At 68.1% G+C, this 16247-nt stretch carries 22 protein-coding genes; 8 read left to right on the plus strand and 14 right to left on the minus strand.

Going from position 1 to position 16247, the window contains the following annotated elements; genetic code table 11:
- Positions 1-152: 152 nt before the first annotated feature.
- Positions 153-1019 (minus strand): helix-turn-helix transcriptional regulator, encoded by an 867-nt coding sequence (locus H0264_RS32230; protein ID WP_181581037.1) that lies wholly within the window; start codon positions 1017-1019, stop codon positions 153-155.
- Between the two features lie 135 nt (positions 1020-1154).
- On the opposite strand from H0264_RS32230, the gene H0264_RS32235 reads away from it, so the two are divergent.
- From H0264_RS32235 to H0264_RS32255, 5 genes are all read left to right on the plus strand, one after another.
- Complete coding sequence (locus tag H0264_RS32235; protein WP_181581038.1) at positions 1155-2039, plus strand: NmrA/HSCARG family protein; 885 nt, start codon at positions 1155-1157, stop codon at positions 2037-2039.
- Positions 2040-2049: 10 nt separating this feature from the next.
- The gene (locus tag H0264_RS32240) at positions 2050-2562 is read left to right on the plus strand and encodes a cupin domain-containing protein (protein WP_181581039.1); all 513 of its coding nucleotides are present in this window, start codon (positions 2050-2052) and stop codon (positions 2560-2562) included.
- Positions 2563-2633: 71 nt separating this feature from the next.
- On the plus strand, positions 2634-3026 hold the full coding sequence (locus H0264_RS32245) for a hypothetical protein (RefSeq protein WP_181581040.1): 393 nt from the start codon (positions 2634-2636) through the stop codon (positions 3024-3026).
- 18 nt (positions 3027-3044) lie between these two features.
- Positions 3045-3278 (plus strand): hypothetical protein, encoded by a 234-nt coding sequence (locus H0264_RS32250; RefSeq protein WP_181581041.1) that lies wholly within the window; start codon positions 3045-3047, stop codon positions 3276-3278.
- 28 nt (positions 3279-3306) lie between these two features.
- Positions 3307-3531: a hypothetical protein gene (locus tag H0264_RS32255; protein WP_181581042.1), complete on the plus strand. Its 225-nt coding sequence runs from the start codon at positions 3307-3309 to the stop codon at positions 3529-3531.
- A gap of 115 nt (positions 3532-3646) precedes the next feature.
- Here the strand turns inward: H0264_RS32255 and tsf are convergent, their stop codons facing one another.
- The 4 genes from tsf to H0264_RS32275 all read right to left on the minus strand — a co-directional run bounded on the left by tsf (position 3647) and on the right by H0264_RS32275 (position 6391).
- On the minus strand, positions 3647-4465 hold the full coding sequence (tsf, locus tag H0264_RS32260) for a translation elongation factor Ts (protein WP_181581043.1): 819 nt from the start codon (positions 4463-4465) through the stop codon (positions 3647-3649).
- A gap of 121 nt (positions 4466-4586) precedes the next feature.
- A complete protein-coding gene (gene rpsB, locus H0264_RS32265; protein ID WP_181581044.1) occupies positions 4587-5447 on the minus strand; it encodes a 30S ribosomal protein S2 in 861 nt (286 codons plus the stop codon).
- 234 nt (positions 5448-5681) lie between these two features.
- Complete coding sequence (locus H0264_RS32270) at positions 5682-6011, minus strand: DUF202 domain-containing protein (protein ID WP_181581045.1); 330 nt, start codon at positions 6009-6011, stop codon at positions 5682-5684.
- Positions 6008-6391, minus strand: coding sequence for a YidH family protein (locus H0264_RS32275; RefSeq protein WP_181581046.1), 384 nt, complete (start codon positions 6389-6391; stop codon positions 6008-6010). The genes H0264_RS32270 and H0264_RS32275 overlap by 4 nt, the downstream gene beginning before the upstream one ends.
- 134 nt (positions 6392-6525) lie before the next feature.
- Between H0264_RS32275 and H0264_RS32280 the strand changes: the two genes are divergently transcribed.
- Together H0264_RS32280 and H0264_RS32285 are read left to right on the plus strand one after the other, a co-directional pair.
- On the plus strand, positions 6526-7050 hold the full coding sequence (locus H0264_RS32280; protein WP_181581047.1) for a murein hydrolase activator EnvC family protein: 525 nt from the start codon (positions 6526-6528) through the stop codon (positions 7048-7050).
- Between the two features lie 139 nt (positions 7051-7189).
- Positions 7190-7708, plus strand: a complete 519-nt coding sequence (locus H0264_RS32285; RefSeq protein ID WP_181581048.1) for a DUF1990 family protein — start codon at positions 7190-7192, stop codon at positions 7706-7708.
- 145 nt (positions 7709-7853) lie between these two features.
- Here the strand turns inward: H0264_RS32285 and H0264_RS32290 are convergent, their stop codons facing one another.
- The gene (locus H0264_RS32290) at positions 7854-8222 is read right to left on the minus strand and encodes a GatB/YqeY domain-containing protein (protein WP_244976015.1); all 369 of its coding nucleotides are present in this window, start codon (positions 8220-8222) and stop codon (positions 7854-7856) included.
- An 85-nt stretch (positions 8223-8307) separates the two neighbouring features.
- Between H0264_RS32290 and H0264_RS32295 the strand changes: the two genes are divergently transcribed.
- Entirely contained in the window at positions 8308-8991 is a 684-nt protein-coding gene (locus H0264_RS32295; RefSeq protein WP_181581050.1) for an ankyrin repeat domain-containing protein, read from the plus strand.
- Positions 8992-9032: 41 nt separating this feature from the next.
- On the opposite strand, the gene H0264_RS32300 is transcribed toward H0264_RS32295, so the two are convergent.
- From H0264_RS32300 to H0264_RS32335, 8 genes are all read right to left on the minus strand, one after another.
- Complete coding sequence (locus tag H0264_RS32300) at positions 9033-9812, minus strand: siderophore-interacting protein (RefSeq protein ID WP_181581051.1); 780 nt, start codon at positions 9810-9812, stop codon at positions 9033-9035.
- Between the two features lie 70 nt (positions 9813-9882).
- Positions 9883-10764: an N-formylglutamate amidohydrolase gene (locus tag H0264_RS32305; RefSeq protein WP_181581052.1), complete on the minus strand. Its 882-nt coding sequence runs from the start codon at positions 10762-10764 to the stop codon at positions 9883-9885.
- Positions 10765-10769: 5 nt separating this feature from the next.
- Positions 10770-11693, minus strand: a complete 924-nt coding sequence (locus H0264_RS32310; RefSeq protein ID WP_181581053.1) for a tyrosine recombinase XerC — start codon at positions 11691-11693, stop codon at positions 10770-10772.
- Between the two features lie 59 nt (positions 11694-11752).
- Positions 11753-12922, minus strand: a complete 1170-nt coding sequence (gene dprA, locus H0264_RS32315) for a DNA-processing protein DprA (protein WP_181581054.1) — start codon at positions 12920-12922, stop codon at positions 11753-11755.
- Between the two features lie 268 nt (positions 12923-13190).
- Entirely contained in the window at positions 13191-14699 is a 1509-nt protein-coding gene (locus H0264_RS32320) for a YifB family Mg chelatase-like AAA ATPase (protein ID WP_181581055.1), read from the minus strand.
- A 1-nt stretch (position 14700) separates the two neighbouring features.
- Positions 14701-15057 carry a YraN family protein gene (locus tag H0264_RS32325; RefSeq protein WP_181581056.1) on the minus strand — a complete coding sequence of 119 codons (357 nt, stop codon included), beginning with the start codon at positions 15055-15057 and terminating at the stop codon, positions 14701-14703.
- 87 nt (positions 15058-15144) lie between these two features.
- A complete protein-coding gene (locus H0264_RS32330) occupies positions 15145-15450 on the minus strand; it encodes a DUF2469 domain-containing protein (RefSeq protein ID WP_011210678.1) in 306 nt (101 codons plus the stop codon).
- Between the two features lie 43 nt (positions 15451-15493).
- Complete coding sequence (locus H0264_RS32335; RefSeq protein WP_276514562.1) at positions 15494-16210, minus strand: ribonuclease HII; 717 nt, start codon at positions 16208-16210, stop codon at positions 15494-15496.
- Positions 16211-16247: the final 37 nt, after the last annotated feature.

The raw sequence follows: 16247 nt of genomic DNA on the forward strand, positions 1-16247 counted from the left end.
TTCTCCTCGGCAGTGGAACCTGCGCACGCACATGAAAAGACCATCCCGGTACATCGGACTACACGGGACGGTGACAAGCTCCATCTATCCTGCCTCACGCGCCGTCGCGAAGATGACCCGACCCTCGCACATCGTGAGAATTTCAGGGCATCCTATCGAGTTTGCGCCGTGCGCAGCAGAGTCGAAAGTCGAGCGGCGGCAAGCTCGGTGGCGGGGACCTGCACCACCAGCAGCAGCGCCGGGTCGTCGACGGGGCGGGATTGGAACAGCTCGAGTTCGATCGCGCCCGCGCTCGGATGCTCCACGGTGATCGTTGCCGGGCGGAAGCGGCGCACCGGATACTCCTCCCACCAGAGCCGGAATTCCGGGCTCTCGGCCCGCAATCCGGCCACCAGGGCGGTGAGGCGGGGATCGTCGGGGCGACGGCCCATGGCGTCGCGCAACTGGCTCAGGACCGCACGGGCAGCAAACTCCCAGCGTGGCATGCGAGCGCGATTGTCGTTGTCGGTGAACATCATCCACAGCAGATTGCGGCGGGCGGGCGGGGTGTCCAGCGGGTCGTGGCGCAGCTGCACGTAGGCGCTGTTCCAGGCCAGATAGTCGAAGGCCGCGTCGTAGACCGAGGCGGGATTGGGCAGGACGGCGTCCACCAGGCGCTGCATACGGGCGCGATCGGTCTCGGGGCCCTGGTTGTCGGGTTCGACGAAACCGGCCAGAAAGCGCAGGTGGCGGTGCTGATCCGCATCCAGGCGCAGGGTGCGGGCCAGGGCGTCGATCACCTGGCGGCTGGCGGCCACATCGCGGCCCTGTTCGAGCCAGGTGTACCAGGTGAGGCCCACGCCGGACAGTTCGGCAACTTCCTCGCGACGCAGTCCGGGGGTGCGGCGGCGGGACGGTTCACCGTAGGGCAGCAGGCCCACATCGGCCGGTTGCAGCTTGGCGCGCTGTGCGCGCAGGAATTCACCCAGCTGTAGCTGCCGGCTCTTTCCGGAGCCGTGATTGCTTCGGCCGCTTGTCATTTCGTACCTCCCACAGCGTGCCGCCCGCCTCGGCACCTGGGTAGCAGTATCACTACCAGGACAGCATTGTGCCCGGCTTCGTAGCGTGATTCTCAGCAGCGGAACGAAATCCGCAGGGAATCAAGGGAGTACGACATGACTACACACAACGCACCGATTCTGGTCATCGGCGCCACCGGCCGGCAGGGCACCGCCACCGCTCGGGCACTGCTCGAACTCGGCCGGCCGGTACGGGCTTTCGTCCGCGATCCGGAAGCGCCCAAGGCCGTCGCACTGCGTGACGCTGGCGCGGAACTGGCGGTGGGCGACCTCGACGACGAGGACTCACTGCGCAAGGCCATGGACGGCGTCCACGGCGTCTTCCTCATGATGACCATGATGGAGGGCGTCAATATCAGCCTGGCGGCCGTGGCGGCCGAGGAGAAGCGCGGACGCCGCATCGCGGAACTGGTTCAGGAACTGGGGATCTCGCACCTGGTGTACAGCTCGCTGAGCGGGGTCGGCCAGAACTCGGGGATCGAATACTACGACGCCAAGGAACACATCGAGGACCGCATCCGCGAACTCGAGTTGCCCGCCACGATCCTGCGGCCGGTGCTGTTCATGGACAATTTCGCCACCTACAACAAGCCCAGCCGCGATGGCGACAACCTGGTGCTGGCGCTGGCGGTCGCCCCCGAGGTGCCGATGCCGCTCATCGCCATCGACGATATCGGGCGGTTCGCGGCGCTGGCCTTCGACCGGCCCGAGGAATTCCTCGGCCGCACGGTGACCATCGCCGGCGATATCCTCACCCCGCCGCAGATCGCCGAAATCCTCGGTAGAGCAGCAGGTTTGACGCCGCGCACCGTCCAGATCCCGCTCGAACAGCTGCGCGCCTTCGACGAGCAGGTGGCCAAGATGTTCGCGCACTTCAACACCCACCCGCACGAGCCCGTCGACCTCGCCGCGCTGCGTTCCGCCCACCCGGACCTGCTCGACCTGAACGGCTTCCTGCACGCCACCGACTGGAAACTGTGAGGCGATCACCATGACCGACGGCCTGCTGCTCCCACCCGGAGCCGGAACCCGCTTACAGACAATGACTTTGAAGGTCGGCGCGGAACGCTCCGACATCTGGTCGGCCTTCGAGGCCGAAGTCCCGCCCGGCTTCGATGTCGGCGCGCACTGGCACGGCCACGCCGAGGAGATCTTCTACATCGTGGAGGGCGAGCTCGACCTGCTCGCCTTCCACCCCGCCACCACCGCCATCGGCGACTGGCGCACCTGGGAGGCCGACGACGGCACCAAGGTCTTCCGCGGCGGGCCGGGCAGCTTCATGCACGTCCCGGCGGGCTGCCCGCACGCCTTCTACAACCCCGGAACCGACACGGCCAAAATGCTTTTCATGGTCACCCCGGCCGGCCACGAGCTCTACCTCGCCGAGCTCACCGACCTGCTCACCTCGGGTGGTGCGACCCCGGAGGCCGTGGCCGAACTGCGGGTCAAGCACGATATCCACCAGCTGACCCCGCTGCAGAATCGGCCCGCACACCCGCACTGACAGAGCCTGCCCCAGAAATCATGGGCGCGAATCTCATTTGAAATCCCAGTATTTCAAATACGATCCGCGCCATGAACACTCCGAAGTACCCGATCCGGAGCGCCCTCGTCGGCACACTGGCCATCATGGGCGTCGCCCTCGGCGGCACCGCCGTGGCCGACATCATCCTCACCCCCGCCGAGGACCCCGCCGCGGTCGCCGACGACCCGATGGACGACACCCCACTCGGCTCCGCCACCCAGTCCGCCCTGCAACCCCTCGTCTCCTTCAGCGCCTGGGCCGAAGCCAACAACCTCCCCGACGTGAGCCCCCTCAGCGCGGCCGCCGGTCAAACCGGCTCCGCGACCCTGATCTGGCTCCCCATCGTGCAGGGCCTGATCAAAGTCTGGTGCGGCGCGGAGTCGTTCAGCGGCGGCAACGCCTGCGAAACCGCCAGCTCCCACAACAACCCCGGCCCTTCCTGACCCGGGCGACGAAGACCAATGAACAACTCTCGCACCACGGTTCGCGCCGTTGTCGCCGCCACGGCGATCACCGCCGCACTCGTCGGCGCCGCCGGTCCGGCCGCAGCCAACCCCGCGACCACTGGTTCAGGGGACACCGGTTCGTCGATCCCGCTGATCCCCGTATTGACGACTTTGATCCAGATGGTCTGTCCCGCCTTGGCGACAGGGAGCGGCGGGGAGAACCCCTGCCTGAGCGGAAGCGCGAAATAGTATGAGCAGCAACATAATCCGTGCTGGCATGGCTGCCCTCGCGATCAGCGCCACGGTTGTCGTCGGCGCGACCCCCGCTGCCGCGGACTCCGGCTCATCCGCCTCGGGCAGCAGCTCACTGAGCGCCGATATCCAGCAGTTCGATGCGATGGACTGGCTCGTGATCATCGGAGCCGGCATTCCCCTCATGATCCTGTGCGCCACCGGCTCCCAGCCGCCCTGCGAATTCCCAGGCAGCGACCCCGGCCGCTGATGATCTCCGTGCGCGGCCGGTTCCACGGACCACCCCCGGGCAGGGGCCGCGCAGGAGAAAGGCCCCGCTCCCAGCGAACTACGCTGCGGGCGGGGCCTTTTCGATTGTCAGGCGATTACGCCTGGCCGACCTCGAAGCGGGCGAAGCGGGTGATGGTGACACCGGCCTCGTCCAGCTGCTGCTTGACGGTCTTCTTGGAGTCGGTGACCGAAGCCTGCTCCAGGAGCACGACGTCCTTGTAGAAGCCGTTGACGCGGCCTTCGACGATCTTCGGCAGCGCGGCCTCCGGCTTGCCCTCTTCCTTGGCGGTGGCCTCGGCGATCTCGCGCTCCTTGGCGACGAGATCGGCCGGGACGTCCTCGCGGGTGAGGTACTTGGCCTTGAGCGCGGCGACCTGCATGCCGGCGGCGCGGGCGGCGTCGGCGTCAGAGCCGGTGTACTCGACCAGGACACCCACGGCGGGCGGCAGGTCGGTGGCACGCTTGTGCAGGTAGACGGTGGTCTGGCCGTCGAACGCGGCGACGCGGCGCAGCTCGAGCTTCTCGCCGATCTTGGCGGCCAGCTCCTGCAGGGCCTGGTCGGCGGTCTTGCCACCCTCGATCTCGACGGCCTTCAGGGCGTCCAGGTCGGCCGGGCGGGCCTTGGCGGCCGCCGCGACGATCGCGTTCGCGACGTCCTGGAACTCCTGGTTCTTGGCCACGAAGTCGGTCTCGGAGTTGATCTCGATCAGGACGCCGTCCTGAGCCGCAACCAGGCCCTCGGCGGTGGCGCGCTCGGCGCGCTTGCCGACATCCTTGGCGCCCTTGATGCGCAGGAACTCGACAGCCTTGTCGAAGTCGCCCGCGTTCTCCTCGAGGGCCTTCTTGCAGTCCATCATGCCGGAGCCGGTGAGCTCGCGGAGCCGCTTCACATCGGCGGCGGTGTAGTTCGCCATCTCGGGCGAGCCTCCCTTTGTGAGTGAAAGTCTGTGGGGGTCACACCTTGCCGACCGCTATCGAACGGCAGTGCACATTCAAGTGAACGGTCGGCAAGGTGAACAGTGCCTCGCGGCTGGATCAGAAGTCGGCCGGGGTCTTGGTGGCCGGGTCCTCGGTCAGCGCGGCTTCGGCGGCAGTCTCGACAGCCGGGGCCTCGGCGGCCGGGGCGGCCTGGGCCAGCTGCTCGAGCTCCCACTCGGCGAGGGGCTCGCCGGCGCCGATCTCCGGCTTGGCATCGCCGGTGGCACGCGCGGCACGAGCCTGCACGCCCTCGGCGACCGCGGAGGCGACGACCTTGGTCAGCAGCGCGGCCGAGCGGATCGCGTCGTCGTTGCCCGGGATCGGGTAGTCGACCAGGTCGGGGTCGCAGTTGGTGTCCAGGATCGCGATGACCGGGATGTTCAGCTTGCGAGCCTCACCGACGGCGATGTGCTCCTTGTTGGTGTCGACGACCCAGATGGCCGAGGGCACCTTGGCCATGTCCCGGATGCCGCCGAGGGTGCGCTCCAGCTTGTTCTTCTCACGCGTCAGCATGAGGATTTCCTTCTTGGTGCGACCCTCGAAGCCACCGGTCTGCTCCATGGCCTCGAGCTCCTTCAGGCGCTGCAGGCGCTTGTGGACGGTCGAGAAGTTGGTGAGCATGCCGCCCAGCCAGCGCTGGTTCACGTAGGGCATGCCGACGCGGGTGGCCTCGGAAGCGATCGACTCCTGCGCCTGCTTCTTGGTGCCGACGAAGAGAACGGTGCCACCGTGGGCGACGGTCTCCTTGACGAACTCGTAGGCCTTGTCGATGTAGGTCAGCGTCTGCTGCAGATCGATGATGTAGATGCCGTTGCGGTCGGTGAAGATGAACCGCTTCATCTTCGGGTTCCACCGGCGGGTCTGGTGACCGAAGTGCGCGCCGCTGTCGAGCAGCTGCTTCATAGTTACGACAGCCATAGCTCCCGTATCTCCTCTTGTTGCTGGTTGACACAGAGATCGGCGACCTCTGCCCTGGCGCCCACAGCCACCGACACCCAAACCTCTGCTGTGAAAGCTCAGCTCTGGGACCAGCCGGCGACCCTCGACGTGGGCGCGCGAAGTCGGTTCGCGTTCACGCAAACCGCTTGGCCAGTCTACGGGGCTGTCACCCGAGACTGAAATCGCCCCCGCCAGCAGCAGCGGGACCAGGGGTTACGCATGCGTGAACGCGTAGGTGAGGGCGAGCGCCAAGGCGAGCGTCACGACCATCGAGACCGCTACGGCAATAGTGGTGATCGCGCGATGGCCGTCGGCCCAATCACCGCGGCGATGCGAATGCAGAATGTGACTGCGGCGCACACCGATCACCGACACCACGATCAACAGCGCGACCGCGGTGAGCGACAACGCCGTCACCGGCAGCCAGGCGGTGGTGAAGGCCAGATGCATGAGCAGCACGGCATTCGCGATCGCGCCGATCGCGGTGCGCCGCCACGCCAGCGCGGTGCGTTCGGCGGCCAGCCCCGCCTCGGGGCCGGTCATGACATCAACAGGCCGGCACTGGCCAGCAACGCGATCACCGCGATACCCACCGACAGGATCGGCACCATGAGCGCGCGCGGCAGCGGGGCGCCACGCTCCATCGCCGACTGCACATGCCGCCAGCGGCCGTACGCCCCGAGCGCGATCACCGCGGCCAGGACTATGCAGCTCATGGCGACCGCCGACCGCAGCCCGTGATGCCGGAACGGGCGCACCAGCTCGTGCACCGCCACACCACCGGCCAGCAGGCCGAGGGAGGTGCGGATCCACGCCAGAAACGTGCGCTCGTTGGCGAGAGTGAATCGGTAATCAATTGGCGCCGTAGCGGTTTCGACACTCGCCGCGGTGTCGTCACCATTGGTCGATGCGGCGGAGCCCATGAACGGCATCCTCCTGTGGGCCGGGGTACTGGCGGTCACTGATCCGAGGCGGGCTTTGTCCACAACCGCCCGGTCTATCCACACTCGCCGATCACGGTATCCCGACACACCCGCACATCGGCGACGCTGGGTCCATGCGCCAGATCATGTCGCCGATTCTCCGATCGCTTCCGCTGATTCCGCTGGCCGCACTGCTGATCTCGGCACCGGTCACAGCCGCGCCGAACGGGGAATTCGGCTGGCCGCTGTCGCCGCGCCCGGCGGTCGTGCGCGCGTTCGACAAGCCGGACCGCGATTGGCTGCCCGGACATCGCGGGGTCGACCTGGCCGGCCGTCCCGGGCAGACGGTCCACGCCGCCGGTGACGGCACGGTGGTGTTCGCCGGGAAGGTCGCGGGCAAACCAGTGGTGTCGATCGACCACGCGGGCGGATTACGCACCACATACGAGCCGGTTACCGCCTCGGTTGCCCTGGGACACAGAGTCATTCGCGGAAGTCCGATCGGAATGCTGGAACCGGGACATGCCGAATGCGCCGCGGCGGCCTGCCTGCATTGGGGTGCGCGGCGCGGCCACGACTATCTCGACCCGCTCGGATTGCTGCACCGCGCGCCGATCCGGCTCAAACCCCTCGCCCCGGCCGGAGCATCCCAGCCATAGAACCCTGCGCCGGACTACTCGGCGGCCGAGACCGCGCGGTCACCGGAGAGCCCGCACAGCAGACGATGATTGGTGTCCGAGACGCCCCTCACAGTGACCGGCCCTGTCCGCCCACCGGCGGCGGGACGAGGATGGAGGCATGCCCCAGGAGCCCACCGGTGCCCCGTTCACCTACCCCGATGTCGGCGCGACCAAGGGCGAATTCCCGCCCGGCTACCACCATTTCCGCCGCCGACGCCGGATCGGCTCCGGCCGCGAAGTCTTCGACAAGGCAGCCGACGACATCCTCGGCTACCGAATGCAGAAGGGCACCGGCATCTTTCACCAGGCCGACACCCCCACCGCAACCCCCGGCACCGAAGTACGCATGTTCTTCGGGCTCGGCCGCCTGGGCATCACCGCCCCGGCGCGAGTCGTATACGTCCTCGACGAACCGAACCGGCGCGGCTTCGCTTACGGCACGCTCCCCGGTCACCCGCTGCGCGGCGAAGAAGTGTTCGCGGTGGAGTACGACCCCGCCGATGAGTCGGTTCATGTTGTCGTAGCAGCATTCTCACTCCCCGGCACCTGGTATTCGCGTCTCGGCAACCCAGTGGTGCGGCAGATCCAGCGCATCTTCTCCGCCCGCTACCTCGAAGCAGTCCGTCCACCGAGCTGAGCCGACACCACCCTCCGCCCGACCGCCGCAATCGTGCGCGCCGCGCGGGCCGCCTCCGGATCGTGTCCGCTAGAACCAGACCCATCGGTCAGTGGGACCTGGTGGTGGCCCGACACGGCGTGTCGCCGCCACCAGGTCCCGTTGATCATGAAGCGACGTATTTGGCGAGGGCTGCGGCTTCGGCGCGCAGCTCGGCGGCGCGGGCGGCGCCACCGGGAAAATCGTCGTATTGCTTTGCGGCGGAGATTCGTTCGTTGTGCTCGGATTCGATGATGGTGTCGATGTGCTCGGCGGTCAGTTCTCGGCGCGGGACGTCGGCGGTGCCGAGGCCCGCCGCGCTGGTTTCGATCGCACCGGCGCTGACATGCGAGGCGTCCACGGCTTCGGCATTGTCGATGGCAGCCAGCAGAGAGCGCAAGGCAGCGACTGCCGGGCGATTCTTGTCCTTCATGGCCTGCTTCAGATCGGCGCGCAGGGTGGTGCGGTAGCGATCCGCAACCGTCTCGATCGTCATGATCATCGACGCTACGGGTGAATCCCTGGACCGTCGAATACGTTTCCGGCGCGGGTCGCGGCGCGCCCATGGCTACGCTCGTGCCGTGGCAATCAAGTGGTGGGGTGCCCACGATCGAGACAAGTACGCACAAGCCGATATCGAGCGCTATGACAAGCTCGCCGATGCTGCTCGCGGCGGGCAGTGGGAGCGGCTCACGACACTGATCAGGCAACCGCACCCGGTCGGGGCGAAGGGGCCGGACGACTACGTGAACGCGACTCGGCTGGGCGGTCTGTCGGGCTACGCACCACTGCATCAGGTCGCCCGGCAGGGTGCGCCGGCCGAGGTCGCGCAGCGACTCATCGATCAGGGAGCGTGGCGGACGCTGCGGTGCAGCCGCGGGCAGACGCCGGTGGAGATCGCCGAAGCGCGCGGACACGCGCATCTGGTGCCGGTGCTGACTCCGCAGCGCACCCACCCGGTGCCGGAGACGGTGCTGCTCCAGCTCGAGCATGTGCTGCACGCCGTGATACTCGGGCGGATCCACGACTACGGGCTGGACAGGTTCCTTCGTTTGCCGCAGCTCGGGCCGCTCACCGAAGCCCGCGAACCGCAGATGTCGTTCACGGTCCCCGGCATGTACGGCGGATTCGCCATCTCGCTGGTGCACGACGGTGAGCGGGCCGAGTTGGACGTGGAGAGCTGGTGGCGGGTGGTGGGCGGATCCGGGCAGCGGCACCGGGTCCGGGCCGACGGATTCGAACTGACCGAGAGCGGGTTCGTCTGACTCTCGGCGCGGCCGGGAGGCGGGCCGGGGTGGGGGGTCGGCTATACCGTTGCGGGGGTGGCTTTTTCGCGTTCGGAGAGTTCGGACTTCCACTGGCGGAAGCCTTCTTCGGTGCGGCCGCGGCGCCAGTAGCCGGAGATGGAGGAGGCCCATTCGGCGGGGACGGCGCGTTCCTTGCGGATGTAGGGGCGGAGGTTGTGCATGACGGCGTGGGCTTCGCCGTGGATGAAGACGTGGACATTGCCTTCGCGCCAGGGGGCGGAACGGACTGCGGCGGCGAGCTTTTCGCCGGGTGGGGCGTCGCCGCGGTGGATCCAGGTGAGTTCCACCGATTCCGGGTGGACCAGGGCCAGTTCGTCGGCGGGGGTGGCCACCTCCAGGAAGACCTGGCCTGTCGCGTCGGCGGGGAGGGCAGCGCAGGCGGCGGCGATGGCCGGGAGGGCAGAGTCGTCGCCGGCCAGGAGATGCCAGTCGGCGTCGGGGCGGGGGGCGTAGGCGCCGCCGGGGCCCATCAGCTCGATGGTGTCGCCGGGTTGGGCGGAGGCGGCCCAGGGGCCGGCGATGCCCTCGTCGCCGTGGTGGACGAAATCGATGGCGATTTCCTGGGCGGCGGGGTCGATTTCGCGGACGGTGTAGGTGCGGACCACCTCGCCGTCCTGTCGGGGGAAGACGAGTTTCACGTAGGCGTCGGTGAAAGCGTTGGGCTGGAAGGCCGCGAAGCCGGGGCCGCCGAGGCGGACGCGGACCATGTGGTCGGAGAGCCGGATCGTGCTTTGCACGGTGAAAGTCGTACGGGGTCGAGCCAAAGGAACCACCTCCATATTAGGATTACCTAAGTCAGGGTAGTGGCAACTCCGATAGCTCGTCGATGTATTTCTGATATGACGGAAGTCACGTCAGGGCGTCGATGAGAGTGGCCAGCGCCGCGGCCAGTCGCGGGAGGCCGGGGCCGGAGGGGCCGCCGGGTTCGCTCATGTAGATGTCGCGGCGGATCTCCAGCATCAGGGCGGTGACTCGCGAATCGATGCCGTAATGCGCCAGCGGCACATAGGTTCCCGCGAACGGGGTGTTCACCTCGGTACCGCCGAAGTCGCCGAAGGCCGCGGCAGCCCGGCCGATCAGTTCGGCGGGGGTGTGAAAGCTGTCCACTCCCAAACAGATCGGCGGGCGGGGGCCGCCGCCGTGGAGTTCGTAGGGCAGGGCGGCCGTGGGATAGGAGTGCACATCGAGGATCACCGCGCGGCCGGTGGCGGACAGCCGCTCCTCGACCAGGCCGGTGAAGGATCGGGCATAGGGGTGGAAATAACGATCGAGCAGTTCCTCGGGGTCGAAATCGCAGGCGCGCAAGGGGTTACGGTGCGTGGTGCGGGTATAGACCGCGCCCATGCCGACCGCCAGCATTTCCTCACGCTCGTCGGGGAACCGCTCCGGATCGATGACCAGGCGTGACAACCGGTTCACGAATTGCCATGGCGGACAGGCGGCCAGCCGCGACGCGGCGGCGGCGAGTTCCGCAGTGTGCGCATCGGTGATGAGGTCCAGCTCCCGCGCCAGATCGGGATCGGTGAGCAGGATGTCCGCTCGCACCACGGCCGGAATGTGCCGGGCAGAATGCGGAACATGGAGGATGACAGGTGAATCGGCCGCACCCCGAATGAGCGCCACCGAGCCGGGGACCGGACCCGCACGACCCGAATCCGAGGATTCGGCGGCGCTGCGGCCGGAACCGGCGGGGGCATGGTCGGGGCGATCGGAATCGACGGTGTTCGTCACGAGCGTCAGGCCCTCGGGTGCGCCTGGTCGTGCACCTTTTTGAGGCGCTCGATCGACACGTGCGTGTAGAGCTGCGTGGTGGCCAGGCTGGCGTGGCCGAGTATCTCCTGCACGACTCGCAGGTCCGCGCCACCCTCCAGCAGGTGCGTGGCGGCGGAATGCCGCAGACCGTGCGGACCCATGTCCGATGCGCCCGGAACTGCGGAAACCACCTCGTGCACAACGGTTCTCACCTGCCGCTGATCCACCCGCCGCCCACGCCGCCCGAGTAGCAGCGCCCGCCCCGACTTTTCGGTCGCGAACGCCGGCCGCCCATGCCGCAGCCACGCGTCCAGCGCCTGATCCGCAGGGCCGCCGAACGGCACCGACCGCTCCTTGTTGCCCTTGCCGAGCACCCGCACCACCCGCCGCTCCCGATCCACATCCTCGATATCCAGCCCGCACAGCTCGCTCACGCGAATCCCCGTGGCGTACAGCAACTCCACCATCAACCGGTCCCGCAAGGCCATCGGATCATGCTCTGCCGCACCCGATTCCGCCGCATCCATGACCGCCTTCGCCTGCTCCTTCCCCAGCACCGACGGCAGCACCCGATGTGCCCGCGGCGAACCCAGCCGCGGCCCCGGATCCACCGTCAACCGCCCCGTATGCGTCAACCACGCCGTGAACGTCCGGGCCGACGACGCCCGCCGCGCCATGGTGGTCCGGGCCGCCCCACCCGCCGCCTGCTCCCCCAGCCACGCCCGCAACAACGCCAAATCCACCTCCCCCACACCGGAATCCGCCGACCGCCCCACCAACCCCTCCAGCAACGACCGCGCATCCCCCACATACGCCCGCACCGTGTTCTCCGACCGATTCCGCCCGAGCCGCAGATGCCGCCCGTACTCGGTCAGCAGCGCTTCCAGATCCTCGGGCAATCCACTCATCCCTCCACCCTCACCACGCCCGCCCCGGGAGGCAAGCCACCGCGCCGCGAATCGGCCGGTTACAGCCGCACAGCAGAATCGGTCGAACGCTTGCCCACAGCGGTCCGGAACCATCCCGTCGCATCGCAGGCGACGAGGCCGGCGATCTCCAACCCGGTCAGCGCGGCCCGGACCGCGGGCATCGACAGCCCCGCCGCCTCAGCGAGACTGCGCGGCAGCCGAGCCCCCACCTCGGGCAGTGCCGCATACACGGCCGCGTCGTCGCCGCTCAGGTTCTCCTCCGGATTCGGCGGCACCATGCCCGGGAGCGACAACCGCAGCGGCCCCGCCTCATCGAGCACCTCATCGGCGCTGGTGACAATGAACGCCTCCCCTTCCCGAATCATGCGGTGGCACCCCATCGACATCGCCGAAGTGACCGGCCCCGGCACCGCCATGGCCGGACGGCCCAGCCGCCGAGACCATTTCACGGTATTGCGCGCCCCACTGCGCACCCCTGCCTCCACCACCACGACCCCATCCGCCAAGGCCGCGATGAGCCGATTCCGTGCCAGGAACTGATGCTTGCGAGCCCCCGTCCCCGGCGGATACTCACTGACCACCACCCCGTTGTCGACGATCTCCGCCAGCAGCCGGTCGTGCTGCACCGGATACGGCCGATCCACCCCACAGGCCAGCACCGCCACGGTCACCCCGCCCGCTCCCAGCGCCGCCCGATGCGCCATCCCGTCGATCCCGAATGCCGCCCCCGACACCACAGTCCACCCCCGAGCGGCCAACTCCCCCGCGATCTCCCCCGTCGCGTGATTCCCATACCCGGTACTGCACCGCGTCCCCACCACGGCAACAGCCCGCTCCACACACTCCGCCAGCGACCGCCGCCCCCGCACCCACAACACCAGCGGCACTGCCGCCCCCTCATCCTGCTCCGGATCGAGGTGACTCAACCCCAGCATCCGCCACGCCGGCCACTCCGCATCTTCCGGCGTCACCACCCGCCCGCCGAGCCGCTCCATTGTCTCCAAATCCCGTGCCGCAGCCTCCTTCCCGACCTGCTTCGCCCGCTCCCCCGGCCCCCGCAACGCCTCCGGCAACTCGCATTCGCGCACCGCCCGCGCCGCCTCCACCACCCCCACGGATTCGATGAGCGCCGACAGCGCCGCACACGGCCCCGCCACCACCCGCGACAAATAAACCCACGCCAGCCGCCGCACATCCGAGTCACTCATGCCGCACCTGCCCGAACCTTCTCGCCCCCACCACATCCCGTGCGATCGAGCATGCTCTCCGCCAGCGCGATTGCTGCGCGAAGCAGCCGGAATCGGTGGCGCAGAGCATGTTCCACGCCACCGGAGATCGCATGCCAGCTCCGGTAGCTGCGGCGTTCACCCGTGTCCGCGACGGACTTTGTGGCATCCGACCGCGACCGGTCCCGCATCGACTTCCCGCTGTCCGAGGTGGCACTCCTTCGAAGTGCACCTATGTTCCGGGTGTACCTCATGCCGCACCTCGCTGCCGGAAGCTCAGGGCCTGCAGCACATCCTGTGCGATGGGCACGTCACCACCGCGAAGGTCGCAGATCGTCCATGCGACCCGGATGGCACGGTCTGCGCCGCGTGCGGACATTCGCCCGTGTTTGAGCGCATTCTCGACGGGGGCGAGGGCCTCGTGTGGGAGGCGGAAGCGCTGCCTGAGCACGTGGCCGGGAACCTCGGCGTTGGTGGACATGCCTACCGCGCTCCAGCGTTTCGCTGCTGCCTCACGGGCGATCGCTACACGAGCACGCACGTCCTCGCTGCTCTCTGCCTGATCACTGGCCAGGGTGCCGGCGGCCTGGGAGTGCATCTGCACGGTGAGGTCGATCCGATCCATCAGCGGGCCGGAGAGTTTCCCGAGATAGCGGCGCCGGGCCAGGGGCGCGCAGATGCAGTCGATGTCGCGGGCCGGGGCGCACGGACACGGATTCGCCGCCATGATCAATTGGAAGCGGGCGGGATAGCGGGCAACGCCGTCACGCCGGGCGATACGAATCTCCCCCTCCTCCAGCGGAGTTCGAAGGGCTTCGAGTACGGACTTCGAGATCTCGGCACATTCGTCGAGGAACAGCACGCCACGGTGGGCACGACTCACTGCCCCCGGACGCGCGGATCCTGAGCCGCCACCGACCATGGCACTGACCGATGACGAGTGGTGCGGCGCCACGAAAGGCGGGATGGTGATGAGCGGATGATCGTCGGACAGTGTTCCCGCCACCGAGTGGATTGCGGTGACTTCCAATGACTCCCGCTCCCGCAAGGGCGGCAGCAGGCTCGGGAGGCGCTGTGCCAGCATGGTTTTGCCGATGCCCGGCGGACCGGTGAGCAGCAGGTGATGACCGCCCGCCGCGGCGACTTCGAGCGCCCAACGCGCCTCGTCCTGACCGACGACCTCGCTCAAGTCGCCTCGGCACGAAACCGGCACTGTCACGGTCGGTTCCGGAATCTCGAGCTCGCCCCCGCCGCGCAACCACTCCAGCAGGCCGATCAGCGTGGATGCGCCGAGCACACGAATACCGCTGACCAGACCGGCTTCCGCCAGTGCGGCCGACGGCACAACAACCGTGCGGCGACCAGCGTTGCGAGCCGCGAGTACGGCGGGCAGAATGCCTCGCACTCGGCGCACCCGACCATCCAGGGCCAACTCGCCCAGCAGGACCGCATCGGCCAGGCGGTGAGACGGGATCGCACCGGCCGCGTCCATGACCGCGGCCGCCAGGGCGAGGTCGTAGACGCTCCCTATCTTCGGCAGCGTCGCCGGCGACAGGGCCAGGATTACCCGCCCATCCGGCCATTTCTCACCGGAGTTCGTGACCGCGGCCCGCACTCTGTCCCGCGATTCCTGCAAGGTCGCGTCCGGCCGGCCGACCAGGTGCACTGAGGGCAGGCCCTGGCCGATGTCGGCCTCGATTTCCACCAGTTGGCCGTCGACGCCGGTGACGGCCACCGTGTATGCCCTTCCCAGCGGCATGTCAGAAGACCCCCTTCAGATGCTGGATCTCCGGGGCGCGGCCCGCGCGGAGGAGGACCGAGACGACGTCGAAGCGGACTCGGAGCCAGGGGCCGTCCTGTTCGCGGAGCCAGAGCAGGGCCAGGCGGCGGATGCGCTGTTGTTTGAGGACGGTGACGGCTTCGGCGGGTTGGCCGAAGGACAGGCCGGTGCGGGTTTTGACCTCGATGAAGGCGGTGAGGTCGGCGTCTCGGGCTATGAGGTCCAGTTCGCCGTAGCGGCAGCGCCAGTTGCGGGCGACGATCTGCAGGCCGGCGTCCGTGAGGTGACGGGCGGCCAGGTCCTCGCCGTGGGCTCCGAGCGCGAGATTGTGTGCCATGAACACAGGATGGCCGGGCCCATGTCGGGACCGGCCACGCCGACCTGGGGAAACAGGTCGGCCTGTGGATAGCGGGGAGCCTGTGGACTACTCGGGAAGCCGCAGGTCAGGCTTCTCCAGCTCCTCGATATTGACGTCTTTGAAGGTGATGACGCGAACGTGCTTCACGAAGCGGGCAGGCCGGTACATGTCCCAAACCCATGCATCGGACATCCGCACCTCGAAATACACCTCTCCATCGGCGTTCTGCGGCCGCAGCTCGACGGAATTGGCGAGGTAGAAGCGGCGCTCGGTCTCCACCACGTACGAGAATTGACCGACGATGTCCTTGTACTCGCGGTACAGGGATAGCTCCATCTCGGTTTCGTACTTCTCGAGGTCCTCGGCGCTCATCGGGTGGAACGTCCTCCTTATCGCCACACTGGGTGTAGAGACATCATCCCGCATACGCGGTATCGGTAGCCACTCGGCCGGTCTCACGGACGTTTCGCCAGGACCGCCGGTGCTCGGTGGTGACGCCCAGTCGCTGCAGCGCCTCATTGTGTTCCGGTGTGTTGTAACCCTTGTGGGTCGCGAACCCGTAGCCCGGGAACTGTTCGTCGAGTTCGACCATCATGCGATCACGGGTCACCTTGGCCAGCACACTGGCCGCCGCGATACTGGCCGAGGTGGCATCGCCGCCGATCACCGGCAGTGCCGGCACCGGGATGCCCGGCACCCGGAAGCCGTCGGTGAGCACATAGCCGGGCACCGGATCCAGCCCGGCCACGGCGCGGCGCATGCCCTCGATATTGGCGACGTGGATGCCGATGGAGTCGATCTCCCAGGCCGGGATGACGACCACCTGATAGGCCAGGGCGAGCCGCTGGATCACCGGGAACAGCTCTTCGCGCACCGCCTCGGTGAGCTTCTTGGAGTCATCGAGAGCCGACAGCGCGGCCACCGGTTTGGGCGGCAGCACACAGGCAGCGACCACCAGCGGCCCGGCGGACGGACCGCGCCCGGCCTCGTCCACGCCCGCGACGGGCCCGAGCCCGCTGCGAATCAGCGCCGATTCCAGTGTGCGTAGCCCGCCGGAGCGGCGCATGACCACCCGCGGCGGCCAATCCGCCCGTTCGACGCCCTGTGTGCTCTTGCCGCCCCGCGGCTGAATCACCTTGCCGCCCCGCGGCTGAATCACTTTGCCGCCC

Origin of the sequence: Nocardia huaxiensis (assembly GCF_013744875.1) — a bacterium.
GTDB lineage: Bacteria > Actinomycetota > Actinomycetes > Mycobacteriales > Mycobacteriaceae > Nocardia > Nocardia huaxiensis.